Annotated in this window: 8 protein-coding genes and 2 pseudogenes; 7 read left to right on the top strand and 3 right to left on the bottom strand. The window is 73.3% G+C overall.

Features of this window, described 5'->3' with window-relative positions:
* Nucleotides 1-75: 75 nt before the first annotated feature.
* Nucleotides 76-768 (top strand): hypothetical protein, encoded by a 693-nt coding sequence (locus ABTZ58_RS29035; RefSeq protein ID WP_502996143.1) that lies wholly within the window; start codon nucleotides 76-78, stop codon nucleotides 766-768.
* Nucleotides 769-801: 33 nt separating this feature from the next.
* On the opposite strand, the pseudogene ABTZ58_RS29030 reads toward ABTZ58_RS29035, so the two are convergent.
* Nucleotides 802-951: pseudogene (locus ABTZ58_RS29030) on the bottom strand (NAD(P)/FAD-dependent oxidoreductase); the annotation flags it as partial.
* 45 nt (nucleotides 952-996) lie between these two features.
* Nucleotides 997-1,320, bottom strand: coding sequence for a bifunctional 3-phenylpropionate/cinnamic acid dioxygenase ferredoxin subunit (locus ABTZ58_RS29025; protein WP_351362851.1), 324 nt, complete (start codon nucleotides 1,318-1,320; stop codon nucleotides 997-999).
* Nucleotides 1,321-1,642: 322 nt separating this feature from the next.
* Between ABTZ58_RS29025 and ABTZ58_RS29020 the strand changes: the two genes are divergently transcribed.
* The 6 genes and pseudogenes from ABTZ58_RS29020 to ABTZ58_RS28995 all read left to right on the top strand — a co-directional run bounded on the left by ABTZ58_RS29020 (nucleotide 1,643) and on the right by ABTZ58_RS28995 (nucleotide 8,970).
* Nucleotides 1,643-2,473 (top strand): IclR family transcriptional regulator, encoded by an 831-nt coding sequence (locus ABTZ58_RS29020; protein WP_351362848.1) that lies wholly within the window; start codon nucleotides 1,643-1,645, stop codon nucleotides 2,471-2,473.
* Nucleotides 2,474-2,701: 228 nt separating this feature from the next.
* The gene (locus tag ABTZ58_RS29015; RefSeq protein ID WP_351362900.1) at nucleotides 2,702-2,908 is read left to right on the top strand and encodes a hypothetical protein; all 207 of its coding nucleotides are present in this window, start codon (nucleotides 2,702-2,704) and stop codon (nucleotides 2,906-2,908) included.
* A 121-nt stretch (nucleotides 2,909-3,029) separates the two neighbouring features.
* The gene (locus tag ABTZ58_RS29010; protein WP_351362845.1) at nucleotides 3,030-5,480 is read left to right on the top strand and encodes a GcvT family protein; all 2,451 of its coding nucleotides are present in this window, start codon (nucleotides 3,030-3,032) and stop codon (nucleotides 5,478-5,480) included.
* Nucleotides 5,481-5,494: 14 nt separating this feature from the next.
* The gene (locus ABTZ58_RS29005; protein WP_351362842.1) at nucleotides 5,495-6,643 is read left to right on the top strand and encodes an aromatic ring-hydroxylating oxygenase subunit alpha; all 1,149 of its coding nucleotides are present in this window, start codon (nucleotides 5,495-5,497) and stop codon (nucleotides 6,641-6,643) included.
* A 163-nt stretch (nucleotides 6,644-6,806) separates the two neighbouring features.
* Nucleotides 6,807-7,362, top strand: a pseudogene (locus ABTZ58_RS29000) (aldehyde dehydrogenase family protein); the annotation flags it as partial.
* Between the two features lie 45 nt (nucleotides 7,363-7,407).
* The gene (locus tag ABTZ58_RS28995; RefSeq protein WP_351362897.1) at nucleotides 7,408-8,970 is read left to right on the top strand and encodes an APC family permease; all 1,563 of its coding nucleotides are present in this window, start codon (nucleotides 7,408-7,410) and stop codon (nucleotides 8,968-8,970) included.
* A 75-nt stretch (nucleotides 8,971-9,045) separates the two neighbouring features.
* Here ABTZ58_RS28995 and ABTZ58_RS28990 read toward each other — a convergent pair whose 3' ends face one another.
* Nucleotides 9,046-13,674, bottom strand: a complete 4,629-nt coding sequence (locus ABTZ58_RS28990) for a hypothetical protein (protein WP_351362840.1) — start codon at nucleotides 13,672-13,674, stop codon at nucleotides 9,046-9,048.
* Nucleotides 13,675-13,686 lie beyond the last annotated feature (12 nt).

Below are 13,686 nucleotides of genomic sequence, written 5' to 3'. Positions count from 1 at the left end.
CAAGCCGGGCAGCCACTGGGGAGCACGGGTCTTCGGAAACGAGCGAGCGGTCTGCTGGCGGTGGGGAGTGACACGGTGATGGGCACGGCGGAACGGCGCGAAGCGCCGAGGGCCGGCGGGACGCGGGTGACGGGGCATCGGATCTCCGAGGCCGCCGTTCGCGACGATCCGGCGGACGAGGCGAAGACCCGGGTACAGGAGCCGGAGAAGCGGGTCCGGGCGGTGGACCCGGCCCGCGCGGCGGACCCGGTTCCCGCGACGGACCCCGTTCATGCGGCGGATGCCGTTCATGCGGCGGACCTGGTTGATCCGGCGGGTTCGGTGGACTCGGTGGATTCGGTTCGCGGGGTGGACCAGGACAGGCAGGAGCAGCAGTACTACCGGCCCCTCTGGGTCGAGGAACCGGCGCGGCGGCGCCGGTTGCCGGATCCGGTCCGTACGGCGGCCGTGCGGGCGGTGCTTCTCATAGCCGTGACGCTGATTCAGGCGATGGTGGCCTTCCTGTGCACGATGGCCGGGTCCTGGCTGGCGTTCCCCATGGTGATCAGCAGTGTGGTCAGCACGATCGCGGCCACCTGGGGCGCCCTCGACGTGTGGGTGACCCGCCAGGTGTGGAACCAGCGCCACGGCGTGGTGTCCGTGCCGAGCAGCACGGCCCGGGCGCTGCGGCGCGAGCGGCGCCGGGCCCGGCGTCAGGAGCGGGTCACGGCGCGGACGCAGGAGCGGATACGCCGACGGAGCGGGGCCGGGCAGTTGTCCCACTCGTAGGGCTGCGCTGTCGTCGTCGGGGCCGCCCCCCGGCTATTCCCCGGCGACGGTGACGGCCGCCTGCCGGGCGAGTTCGCGTCTCGCCCGCATGAAGGGGCGAGGGCGGTCCACCGCGAGCACCGCGGTCGTACGGCCGTTCCGCTCGTAGCGGGCGAGGGATCCGCGCTCGGCCGGTGCGCCGTCCAGGGCCCGGGCGCGGACGCCGGGCAGCCACTCGGCGGCAACCGCTCACGCGGCTGTCCCTTCCTCCGCCGCGAGGTGGACGTGGATGACGCCGTCGTCGACGGTGACGCGGTGGGTGCGGACGGCGCGGCGGGCCGGGAGGCAGGTGGGTAGGCCGGTGCGCAGGTCGAACGCGGCGGCGTGCAGCGGACATTCGACCACGCAGCCCTCCAGCCAGCCTTCGGAGAGGGAGGCGTCCTGGTGGGTGCAGGTGTCGTCGATGGCGTGGAGTTCGCCGTCGTCGGTGTGGAACACGGCGACGGGCGGCGTCGTCTCGACACGGACGGACTCGCCCATGGGGAGGTCTTCGAGGCGGCAGACGGGAATCACGGGCCCCCCTCTCGGTCGGGCACGTGGTCCGGGCACGTGGGCCGGACCGTTCGGCCAGACTGCAGACAGTGTGTGAAGTGCCGGACCGGGGCGGCTCCGGGCACGAAAGGGTGATGCTGCACGTCGTCGGGCCCCGCCGTCGGAGCCGAGCCCCGGGAGGGTGCTCGTCCCCTTCCGGGATACGGACGCTTCGGTAACATGACGTTTCACATGGCGCATAAGCACGCGCCATACGCAACAGAATCCGCGCGGGGCGACCGTCGCGTCAAGGGGTTCCCGCAGATGCGGCCCAAAGGGGGCCGCCAGGTGGTGAGAGTTGGCCATGGCCCGCACGCAGAAGCAGTCCTCCCGCGAGGATCATTCGACGGACAACGAGGTGAGACAGGGCGGCAGAGGCGCGGCGAGCGCCGTCCAGTCGGTGGACCGCGCCGTGAGCGTGCTGGAGATCCTCGCGCGGCACGGCGAGGCGGGCGTCACCGAGATCGCCGACGAGCTGGACGTGCACAAGTCGACGGCGTTCCGGCTGCTCGGCGTCCTGGAGAACCGTGGCCTGGTGGCCCAGGCGAAGGACCGCGGCAAGTACTACCTGGGTGCCGGCGTACTACGCCTCGCGGGGGCGGCGGCAGTGCGCCTGGACGTGTCCCAGGAGGGCGTCCCGGTCTGCCGGGAGCTCGCCGACGAGCTGGGCGAGACGGTCAACATCGCGGTGCTGGACGACGACGCGGCGGTCAACATCATGCAGGCCCGGGGCACCGCCTCCGTCACGGCGCAGAACTGGCTCGGCCGCCGCACCCCGCTGCACGCCACCTCCAGCGGCAAGGTGCTGCTCGCCCATCTGCCGCCCACCCTGCGCGAGGGCCTGCTGGCCCGTCCGCTGCACCGCTTCACGGAGCGCACGGTCACCGCCGCGTCCATGCTGCGCGGGGAGTTGGACACCGTGGTGCAGCGGGGGTACGCGATCACGGTCGAGGAGCTGGAGATCGGGCTTGCGGCCGCGGCCTCCCCGGTCCGGGCGCACGACGGCAAGGTCATTGCCTCGCTCAGCGTCTCGGGCCCGGTCTACCGGCTGAGCCCGGAGCGTCTGCCGGAGGTGGCGAAGCGGACCGAGGCGGCGGCGGCCGAGCTGTCCCGTCGTATGGGCTACGGCTTCTGAAGTAGCCCGGGCCGGTGGCCCACGGCGTGCGACGCACAGCGCGGGACCAGGTGGAGCGCCCGGTCCCGCGCTGTTGTGTGTCGGGTGGGTTTCGTGAGTGCCGAGCGGTTTTCCCAAGGTTGGCCTGAACCGCGGCCGTACCTCTTGACGGCCCCTCGACGGCGCTTCCACGATGTTCCCCATCACGCAACCCATCGTGCACTGCGCAACAAGCAGAGGAGCTTGGTCGTGCTACACGAGGTCCGTGCCGTAGTCGCCGTCGAGCAGAGCGCACCCGTCGGGGTACGGACGATCGTGGTTCCCGATCCGTGCCCCGGGGAGGTGCTCGTGCGCGTCGTCACCTCCGGCACCTTCGACACCCTGCTCCACGACGGCCCCGGACAGCTCCCGCAGCCGGGCCCTCCGCACAGGACCCGCCCCGTCCCCGAGCCCTGATCGGCTCCCCTCCACTCGGAGCGACCGCACCCACCCGACGCCGGCCCACAGGGCCCACGAACCCACTTCCCCGGCCGCCCCACTCCCCCACCGCCCTCACACCGTCCCGGCAAGGAGGGGCATGTCCAGCACACCCGAGAACCCCCGCGTGGTCGTCGTCGGCGCCGGCATCGTCGGCTGTTCCCTCGCCGACGAACTGACCGCCCGCGGCTGGACCGACATCACCGTCCTCGAACAGGGTCCGCTGCCCGCTCCGGGTGGCTCCACCTCGCACGCGCCCGGTCTCGTCTTCCAGACCAGTCCGTCCAGGACCCTCACCGCCTTCGCCCGCTACACGGTCGAGAAGTTCGGCTCCCTCGACGTCGACGGCGTCCCCTGCTTCCAGCAGGTCGGCGGTCTGGAGCTGGCCACCACCCCCGAGCGCCTCGCCGAGCTGCACCGCAGGGCCGGGTACGCCGCCTCCTGGGGTGTGCGCGGCGAGGTCGTCGGCGCCGCGCGCTGCAAGGAACTGTGGCCGCTGATCGACCAGTCGGTGGTCCTCGGCGGCTTCCACACCCCGGACGACGGTCTGGCCCGCGCCCTGCTCGCGGCCCGCGCCCAGATGGCCCGGGCCACCGCGCGGGGCGCCCGGTTCCTGGAACGCCACACGGTCACCGGCATCGAACGGCAGGACGGCCGGGTGACCGCCGTCGTCACCGACCGGGGCACCTTCCCGGCGGACCACGTCGTGTCGGCGGCCGGCTTCTGGGGCCCGGTGATCGGCCGCATGGCCGGGGTCGACGTGCCGTTGCAGCCGCTGGCCCACCAGTACGCCAGGACCGGGCCGCTGGCGGCGCTCAGCGGTGCCACCGCGGAAGCCTCGAAACCGATCCTCCGTTTCCAGGACCGGGACCTGTACTTCCGCGAGCACACCGACCGCATCGGCATCGGCTCCTACGCGCACCGTCCCCTTCCCGTCGACCCGTTCGCGGTCCTGCCGTACGACGAGGCCCGGGCCCGGAACATGGACATGCCGTCCTCGTACCCCTTCACGGCGGAGGACTGGGCCCCCGGTTGGGACGACTGCCGGCGTCTGATGCCCGCCCTGCGGGACGCCGGGATCGAGGCCGGCTTCAACGGTGTCTTCTCCTTCACCCCGGACGGCATGCCGGTCCTCGGCGAGTCGCGGCACCTGCGCGGCTTCTGGCTGGCCGAGGCCGTCTGGGTCACGCACTCCGCGGGGGTCGCCCGGGCCGTCGCCGAGTGGATGGTGGACGGGCGGCCCTCGCTCGACCTGCACGAGTGCGACCTCACGCGCTTCGAGGAGGCGCAGCGTTCGCCGGCGTACGTCCTGGAGCGCGGCGCCCAGCAGTTCGTCGAGGTGTACGACGTCATCCATCCCCTCCAGCCGATGGAACGGCCGCGTCCGCTGCGGGTCAGCCCCTTCCACGCCCGGCAGCAGCAGCTCGGGGCGTACTTCCTGGAGGGCGGCGGCTGGGAGCGTCCGCACTGGTACGAGGCGAACGCCCCGCTCGTGGACGCCCTCGGCCCCCTCCCCGAGCGGGACGCCTGGTCGGCCCGCCACTGGTCCCCGATCGCGGCCGCCGAGGCGAAGGCGACCCGCGAGGGCGTCGCCCTCTACGACATGACGCCCCTGCGCCGCCTGGAAGTCACCGGCCCGGCAGCCCTCGGCTTCCTCGACCGCATGACCAGCAACAACCTCCGCAAGAAGCCCGGCGCGGTCACCTACACCCTGCTGCTCGACGAGTCGGGCGGCATCCGCTCCGACCTGACCGTGGCCCGTCTCGCCCCCGACCGCTTCCAGGTGGGCGCCAACTCCCCCGCCGACCTCGACCGTCTCCTGCGCCACGCCCCGGCCGACGTCCAGGTCCGGGACATCACCTCCGGCACGTGCTGCGTCGGCGTCTGGGGCCCGCTCGCCCGGGACCTCGTCCAGCCGCTCAGCCCGGACGACTTCTCGCACCAGGCGTTCGGCTACTTCCGGGCGAAGGAGACGTACGTCGGGCACGTCCCGGTGACCGCGCTGCGGCTGAGCTATGTCGGAGAGCTGGGCTGGGAGCTGTACACGACGGCCGACCTCGGACTCCGGCTCTGGGACACGCTGTGGGAGGCCGGCCGGGAACTCGGCGTGATCGCAGCGGGCCGCTCGGCGTTCAACTCCCTCCGCCTGGAGAAAGGTTACCGGGCGTGGGGCATCGACATGACCGACGAGCACGACCCGTTCGAGGCGGGCGTCGGCTTCGCCGTGCGCATGGACAAGGAGGGCTTCGCCGGTCAGGCCGCGCTGCGGGAACGCCCGGAGCCCACCCGCCGGCTCACGCCGCTGCTCCTGGACGACCCGGCCGCCGCCGTCCTGGGCAAGGAGCCCGTGTACGTCGACGGGACGCCCGCCGGTTACGTCACCAGCGCGTCGTACGGCTACACGCTCGGCCGGTGCGTCGCCTACGCCTGGCTGCCCGCCGGGCTCACCACCGGCACGGGGGTGCACATCGCGTACTTCGGCGAGAAGGTCCCGGCCACGGTCGCCGACGAGCCGCTGTTCGACCCGAAGATGACCCGCATTCGCCGGTAGGAGGCGTTTCCCCCGTGACGACCACCCCGATCACTCCGAGCCTGATCGCCACCCTCCCCGGCCGCTACTACACCGACCCGGACATCTTCCGCCAGGAGCAGGAGCACGTCTTCGAGTCGCTGTGGTTCTGCGCGGTCCGCAGCTCCGACCTGGACCGGCCAGGCGCGTTCCGTACCGTCCAGGTCGGCCGCGAGAACGTCATCATCGCCCGGACCCGCAAGGGCGGCCTGCGCGCCTTCCTCAACGTCTGCCGGCACCGCGGGGCCCGGCTGTGCACGGAGGAGTCCGGCGAGGTCCGCCGTACGCTGCAATGCCCGTACCACGCGTGGACGTACGACCTCGACGGCACGTTGATCGCCGCACCCAACTTGATCAAGATGCCGGACGTCGACCGTGTCGCATACGGGTTGATCAAGGTCGAGCTGCGCGAGTGGCTCGGTTATGCCTGGGTGTGCCTGGCGGACGAACCGCCGTCGTTCGAGGACACGGTCGTGCACGCCGCCGTAGAGCGGCTCGGCGACGCCGCCGCGATCGAGCACTACGGCACGGACGACCTCGCGCTCGGCAAACGCGTCACCTATGACGTGAGGGCGAACTGGAAACTGATCGTCGAGAACTTCATGGAGTGCTACCACTGCGCGACGATCCACCCCGAACTGACCGAGGTGCTGCCCGAGTTCGCCGACGGTTACGCAGCCCAGTACTACGTGGGGCACGGCGCCGAGTTCGGCGAGGCGGTCAAGGGCTTCACGGTCGACGGCAGCGAGGGCTTCGGCAGGCTCCCCGCGCTCGGCGCCCAGCAGGACCGCCGCTACTACGCCATCACCGTCAAGCCGGCCGTGTTCGTCAACCTCGTCCCGGACCACGTCATCCTGCACCGTGTGTTCCCGCTCGCCGAGGACCGCACGGTCGTCGAGTGCGACTGGCTGTACGCGCCGGAGGTGGTGCGGTCGGGGGCGGACGTGTCGAAGTCCGTCGAACTCTTCCACCGGGTGAACGCCCAGGACTTCGCCGCCTGTGAACGGACGCAGCCGGCGATGTCTTCCCGTGCGTACCGCGAGGGCGGTGTGCTGGTCCCGAGCGAGCACCACATCCGGATCTTCCACGCATGGCTCCTCGAACGGCTGGGAAGCGAGCGTGCCGGACCTGTTCATCGGCGGTGAGGGGCGGACCGCGCTCGACGGGCGCACCCGCGAGATCCGCCGCCCGGCCGACCGCTGCCCGGCCGGGGTCGTGGACGAGGCGGGCGACAAGGACACGGCGGAGCCGATCACCGCGGCCCGCCGGGCCTTCGACGAGGGGCCCTGGCCGTGGACCCCGGCCCGGGTTCGTCCGCCGCGGGGCATCCGGCCGGGCGGGCCGTTCGACGAGCGGGCGCGGACCGGACCCGCTGATCTCGGCGGCACACCGCGCCAAGGGCGAGCAGTACGTGGCCCGCGGCTCGCGGAGGCCGGTGCTGCGCCGCGGCGGGACGCGCCCGGACCGGGCGGACCGGGCGGGCGGCTTCTCCCACCTGCCGACCGTGCTCGACGAGGGCACCGCCGGCCTGTCGGTGGTCCGGGAGGAGCCCTTCGGACCGGTCCCCACCGTCGAGCGGTTCACGAGTGAGGACGAGGCCCTGCGCCTGGCCGACGACAACGGTCTACGGCCTCGCCGGCGCGGTGTGGACGAGCGGCGAGGCCCGCGCGGCACGGGTCGCGGCCCGGCTGCGGCTCGGCGCCGTCTGGCTCAACGACTGCCACCCCTGCGTCCCGCAGGCGGAGTGGGGTGCGGATTCAAGCGGTCCGGCTTCGGACGCGAGCTCGGGCCCGCGGGGTGCGCCGAGTACCGCGCGACGCAGTACATCTGGCGCAACACCCGCCCCACCCCCCAGGGTTGGTTCGACCGACCGAACCGGCCCCAGGGAGCACCCCTTGAGGAACCGCCCATGAGACAAGGCGCGCAGTCCACCGACACCCACGGCAACGACGACGCCGAACTGACCGAGTTCGGCTACAGACCCGAGCTGAAACGCACCCTCGGCACCTTCCACACCTTCGCCGCCGGCATCAGCTACATCTCCATCCTGACCGGAACGTTCCAGCTGTTCTACTTCGGCTACGGCAGCGGCGGCCCCGCCTACTGGTGGTCGTGGCCCATGGTCTTCGCTGGCCAGTTCATGGTCGCGCTGTGCTTCGCGGAACTCGCCGCCCGCTATCCCGTGGCCGGTTCCGTCTACAACTGGTCCAAGAAGATCGGCAATCCGCACCTCGGCTGGCTCGCCGGCTGGATGATGCTGATCGCCTCGATCGTGTCCATATCGGCCGTGGCGCTGGCCTACCAGTTGACGCTGCCGCAGATCTCGTCGTTCTTCCAGTTCGTGGGGGACGGCACCGGTACGTACGACGTGGCGACCAACGCGGTCATCCTGGCCGCGGTGTTGATCCTGTTCACGACCCTCGTGAACGCCTTCGGCGTCAAGCTGATGGCCCGGATCAACACGGCGGGCGTGTTCATCGAGTTGATCGCCACCGTCGTGCTGATCGTCCTGTTCGCCGTCCACATCACCCGCGGTCCCCAGGTCGTCATGGAGACGCACGGCACCGGCGCGGGGTACGGCAACGGGTACCTGGGGGCCTTCCTGGTGGCCTCGCTGGCCTCGGCGTACGTCATGTACGGCTTCGACACCGCCGCCTCACTCGGCGAGGAGTCCCTGGACCCGACCCGCAACGCGCCCCGGGCGATCATCCGGGCGATCGTCGCGTCCTTCGTCCTCGGCGGGTTGATCCTGTTGCTCGCGTTGATGAGCGTGTCCAGTCTGAACGGCGAGAAGCTGTCCACGGACGGACTGCAGTACATCGTGCTGGACGTGCTCGGCCCGACGGCCGGCAAGGCGATGCTGTGGTGCGTGCTGATCGCGGTGACGGTGTGCGCGCTGGCCGTGCACACGGCGGCGGTCCGGCTGGCGTTCGCGATGGCCCGCGACAACAACCTTCCCGCGTCCGTGAGGCTGGCCAGATGCCATCCGCGGTTCCAGACGCCGGTCCTGCCGACCGTGATCATCGGGATCCTGGCGCTGGCGATCCTGGTGGTCAACATCCGTCAGCCGCAGATCTTCACCGTCGTCACCAGCATCGGCATCATCATGATCTACCTCGCCTACCTGGGCGTCACGGTGCCCCTGCTGATCGCCCGGCTGCGCGGGAAGTGGCACCCCGCGGGCGAGGGCCGCTTCTCGCTGGGCCGCTGGGGTCTGCCGGTCAACATGCTGGCCGTGCTGTGGGGCGGGGCCATGACACTGAACCTGATCTGGCCGCGGGCCGCCGTCTACAACGCCACGGAGCCCTACCACTGGTACCTGCGCTGGGGCGCGGTGCTGTTCGTCGCGGTCATCGCGGGCGGCGGTTTCGCCTACTACTGGTTCGTCCAGCGGCACCGCACCGGCGTGCTCGCCGAGCACCGCTCGGAGGTCCCGGCTCCCGCTTCCCTGACCGCACCGGCGGCCGACTGAGGACCGGAGGAGGACCACGAAGCGGGTGGGCGGGGGCGGAGCCGGCGCCCGGGCTGCAGGTGCGGGAGGACCCCCTCAGGACACGGGCCGCTTGTACATCCTGGTCGCCGTGATCTCGCTGTGCACCGCCTCCCCCGCCCGGGGCTGCTGCGGCAGACCCGGGCGGAGGTGCTCCTCGACGCTGATGTACTTCAGGCCCGCCCTGAGGTCGGCGTCGTTGCGCATCCGGATGACCAGGGGGAACTCGGCCAGCGCGGTGGTGTCGAACAGGCCCGTGGTGTACAGCAGCTGGACGCCGAGGGCGTCCGACACCGCCCGCTGGAGCTCCAGCAGGTAGGTCGCGTTGGCGCGGCCGATGGGGTTGTCCAGGAACAGCGTGCCCGCGTGGCGGTGCTTGTCGCGGCCCCGGTCGTTCGAGCGGAGCGCGGCCATCGTGCAGTACAGGGCGATGGCGGCGGTGAGCAGCTGGCCGCCGGAGAAGACGTCGCCCATCTGCCCGACGGGGACGCGCTCGGCGCGCAGTACCGCGTCCGGCTTGAGGATCTCGACGGCGACGCCCTTCGGCTGGAGGGCGGCGGCGACGCCTCGCAGCAGCAGCGACATGCCGTCGCGGCGCAGGTCGGAGTTCTTCTTCACGGCGGCGCGGGTCGCCTCGTCGATGACCTCGCCGAGCCGCTCGGTGAGCGTGGCCTGGTCGGGCTCCTCGAAGCGGATGCGCAGGAACTCCTGCCCCGACCACTCGCCGAGGCCCTCGGGCAGCCGGGAGAGCCGCTGGGCGGAGCGCAGGGTGGCCAGGGCCGATTCGACGAGGCCGCGCAGCCGGTCCACGATCGAGTCGCGGTTGCGTTCCAGTTGCGCCAGTTCGTCGGTGAGGACCCGCAAGCGGGGCGCGAAGGCGTCCGCCCACTTCTGGGCGTGCTCGGGCAGCGCGGAGGCGGGCAGTTCGCGGATCTGCTGCCGGGCCGGGGTGCGGACCTGCTCGTAGCGGGTGGAGTTGGCGTGCCGGACGAGGACGTCACTGGCCTCGCGAACGGCGGCCTCGGCGGCGGACAGGTCGGCGGCGCAGCCGCGCAGCGAGCGGCGGGCCTCGGCGGCGGACTGCCGGGCCTCCTCCGGGCTGCCGGGGTAGGGCTCGGTCTCCTCCTGCTCCTCCTCGGTGCCGTGCTCGCGCAGCAGGTCGCGGAGCATCGCGGCGATCTCGTCGAAGCCGCTCGCCGCGTCCTCTGCGGCGTGGTGAGCGTCGAGGAGTTCGGCGTGCGCCTCGCGGGCCTGGTTCAGCGCCTCGGTGTGGGAGGCGAGTTCGGCCGTGGCGGTGCGCAGGAGGGTCTGGGCGTGCTCGGCGTCACGCGGCCGGAGCTCCTCGGGCAGGTCGGTGTGGGCCTCGCCGTCCTCGGGCGCGAGCCGTTCGGCCTCGCCGCGCAGCCGGCCGAGCTGCTCGCTCGCGGTCGACATGCGGGTCTCCAGGAGCTGCACCAGCTCTTCGGCCCGGGCGGCGGCGGCCTGGCGGCTGGGTCCGTCGGAGCCGTCGGGGGATTCGAGGAGCTGCTCAGCGCGTGTGCGGACCTTGTTGCTGAGCCGGTCCAGCTCCGCGCGCGCCGCGCTCTCGTCGCTCTCCGCACGGGCCTGCTCGGCACGCAGGTCGGCGCCCACTCCGACCTTCTCGTACAGCTGGGAGGCGGCCCGGTAGGCCTCGCGCAGCGCGGGCAGGGACGCCTTGGGGGCGTCGGCGTCGTCCCGCGGCACGTCGTCGGGAGCGCCGGCGATCTCGGCGCGCTCGGCGCGCAGGGCGCGGGCGGTGCGGCGGGCGTCGTCGGCGGCGCGCTGGGCGGCACGCCGGTCCTCGTCGGCGGCCCGGGCCCGCTCCAGGCAGGCCTGGGCGCCCGCCTCGGACTCGGCCGCCTCGTCGGCCAGTTCGCGTAGCTTGACCTGCCAGCCGGCCCGTTCGCGCAGCCGGAAGGCGAGCCCGGCGAGGGCGTCGGCGGAGCGGCGTGCCTTCTGGGCGGCCTCCTGCCGCTCGTCCCGGACGCGGGCGGCCTCGGCGGCGGCTTCGTCGGCCTCGGCCCGGACGGTGCGCGCCTCGGCCAGTTCGGCCTCCGCCTCCTCGGCGAACGCGCGGGTGTCGTGCGCCGCCCGGGCCAGTTCGGTCAGCCGGCCGGCCGGGCAGCCGGTGCGCCAGGAAGCGAGCCGGGCGGCCAGCTCGCGGTCCTTGCCGAGCCGGGCGGCGAGCGTGCGGATCTCCTCGTCCCGCTCCGTGGCCCGGGCGCGCAGCGCCTGCCGCTCCTCGTCGGCGGCGTGTTCGTCGTGCATGGCCGGGTTCGGCGGCACGAGGAACACCTCGCCGTCGTCGGTGTCCGGGGCGGGTGTCGGGGCGAGCAGGGCGGCGGCGGTGCCGACGGCCACGGCGGAGCGGGGCAGCAGCGCCGCGTCGCCCAGTGCCTCCCGGGCGCGGGCGTGCGAGCCGGGGTCGGTGATGATCACGCCGTCGACGAGTTCGGGCCGGGCGGCCAGGACGCGCGCGTGGTCGGCCGGGTCGACCGCCTGGGCGAGGTAGCGCCAGCCGGGCAGTGCGGGGATGCCGTGTTCGCCGAGGAACTCGACCGTGGCCAGCACGTCCGGGCCGGGCGGCAGCAGCCCGCCGTCGCCGAGCGCGCCGAGGATGCGGGCGTCGTCGGCGGCGGCCGTCCGCAGGTCGAACAGCTGGCGTTCGGCGGAGGAGACGGCGTCGTCGAGGAGGACGCGCAGGTCGTCGGCGCTGCGGTCGAGTTCCTCGGGGCTGAGCCCCTGCTCGCCGGCGGCGGGCCGGGCAGTCGGCTCGCTGTCCGTGCCGTGGCGGGGCTGCGGGATGCCCGGGCGGGTCCCGGGGGTCAGGCCGAGGAGTTCCGCCAGGCGCTCCTCCCCCGCCAGCGCCTCGGCCGTGCGGCGCTCGGCCTCGTAGGCCCGCTCCGCGGCCGTGGCCGCGTCGGCCGCGCGGGCCGCGGTCAGTTCGGCCCGGGTCTCGGTGGCGGCGGCCTCGCGCGCGTGCTCCGTGGCGCGGTGGGAGGCCTCGCGGGCGGAATCCCAGGCCGCGACGGCGGTCTTCTCGGCGTCGCTGGCGGCGAGGGCCGCGCGGGCCGGGTCGGCGTCCGGCGCGCTGTCGTCGAGCCAGCCGGCCCGGACGGCCTCGGCGGTCTCCTGCTCGACCTCGGCCAGGCGCTGCTTGAGGTGCCCGATCTCGCTGCGGGCGCGCTGCGCCTGCGTGGCGGCGGCGGTGGAGTCCCGGTAGGCGGCGTCGCTGACCTCTTGGAGGGCGGCGGAGCGCTCCTCCTCCTCGTTGGCGTGGTGCTCGGCCTTCTCGGCGGCCGCGTGCAGGGCCCGGACGAGGTCGACGGCGGCCTTGGCGCGGGCGGCCAGCGCCGGGGCGGCGTCGCGTTCGGCCTCCTGGATGGCGGCGGACACGCGGGCGACGCGGTCGGCGGCCGCACGGTGGCGCAGCACCGCCTCGGCGGCCTGCCAGGCCGCGTACAGCGTGCGGGCGTCGGCCAGTTCGCGCTTCTGCGCGGCGGCGGACTTCTCCGCGGCCGCGAGCGCCAGGGAGGCGTGCCGGTAGGCGAGTTCGGCGGAGATCAGCGCGCTGCGCTCGCGGGCCGCCTCGGCGTGCGTGACGGCGTACGCGGCGGCGGTGACCCGCTGGGCGAGGTCGGCGGCGCGGGCCCGCTCCTGCACGCCGCGGGCGGAGAGCCTGCGGGCCAGGGTGCGGGTGCGGCGCTCGGCCGCCGCGTGGATGTCCCGCGCGCGTGAGCGGGCCTCGGCGGATTCGACGATCCGTCCGAGCAGGTCGACGGAGCCGGCGGTGAAGTCGCGTTCGGCGATCAGCTCGGCGCGCCGGCCCAGCTTGTTGCCGAAGCCGCTGACGAGGTCGGCGAGCCCGTCGGTGTCGCGCGTGTCGGTGACGGCGCGCAGCAGCAGGTCGGTGAAGTCGGCGTCCTTCTTGACCGCGAAGAGGCCGGCGGCCTCGCCTTCGTCGGCGTTCATCTCGCGCTGGTAGCGGAAGAGTTCGGGGTCGAGGCCGAGGTCGCCCAGGTGCTCGATCCAGCGGTCGTGGATCTCCTCCCAGTGCACCTCCAGGTGCGGGTACGTCCTGCCCGCCTCGGTGAGGGCGTCGCGGAAGCCCTTCATCGTGCGGCGCCGTCCGCGCGCCCCCGACTGGCCCTCGATCGGGGGCCCTACGGCGGTGGACTCGGCGACGGGAAGGTTGTCGAGGCTCAGCCCGGGCCCGGGCCGGAAGGAGTACCAGGCCTCGGCGAACTTGCGCGGGTCGTTGGAGACCTGCCGCCCGCGCCACTCGCTGACCTTGCCGACGACGACGCACTCGCCGGTCAGCACGTGCTGCCACTCCAGCGCGACGTGTCCGCAGTCATCGGCGAGGAGGAACTTGCGCAGTACGCCGGAGCTGGCGCCGCCCAGGGTGTTGCGGTGGCCCGGCAGCATCACCGAGAAGATCAGCTTGAGCAGCACCGACTTGCCGCCGCCGTTCTCCAGGAACAGCACGCCCGCGGGCGCGGGACGGCGGGGCGGGCCGACCGGCTCGTCCTCGAAGAACTCCGCCTGGGTGGGCGCGGGGTCGGGCACGAGGTCGCCCACGCCCCGCAGGTCGAGCACGGTGTCGGCGTAGCGCGCACCGGCGGGCCCGATGGAGTAGAGGCGGACGCGGGACAGCTCGTACATGGCGGACTCTCG

The organism is Streptomyces sp. NPDC094143, from assembly GCF_040303825.1.
Lineage (GTDB): Bacteria > Actinomycetota > Actinomycetes > Streptomycetales > Streptomycetaceae > Streptomyces.
This window is presented reverse-complemented; position numbering and strand designations above follow the sequence as displayed.

Bases quoted from the DNA above. Each gene is read 5' to 3' on its own strand.
- ABTZ58_RS29020 (WP_351362848.1), top strand. From the start codon at position 1,643: ATGGCCCGCACGCAGAAGCAGTCCTCCCGCGAGGATCATTCGACGGAC.
- ABTZ58_RS29010 (WP_351362845.1), top strand. From the start codon at position 3,030: ATGTCCAGCACACCCGAGAACCCCCGCGTGGTCGTCGTCGGCGCCGGC.
- ABTZ58_RS28995 (WP_351362897.1), top strand. From the start codon at position 7,408: ATGAGACAAGGCGCGCAGTCCACCGACACCCACGGCAACGACGACGCC.
- ABTZ58_RS28990 (WP_351362840.1), bottom strand. From the start codon at position 13,674: ATGTACGAGCTGTCCCGCGTCCGCCTCTACTCCATCGGGCCCGCCGGT.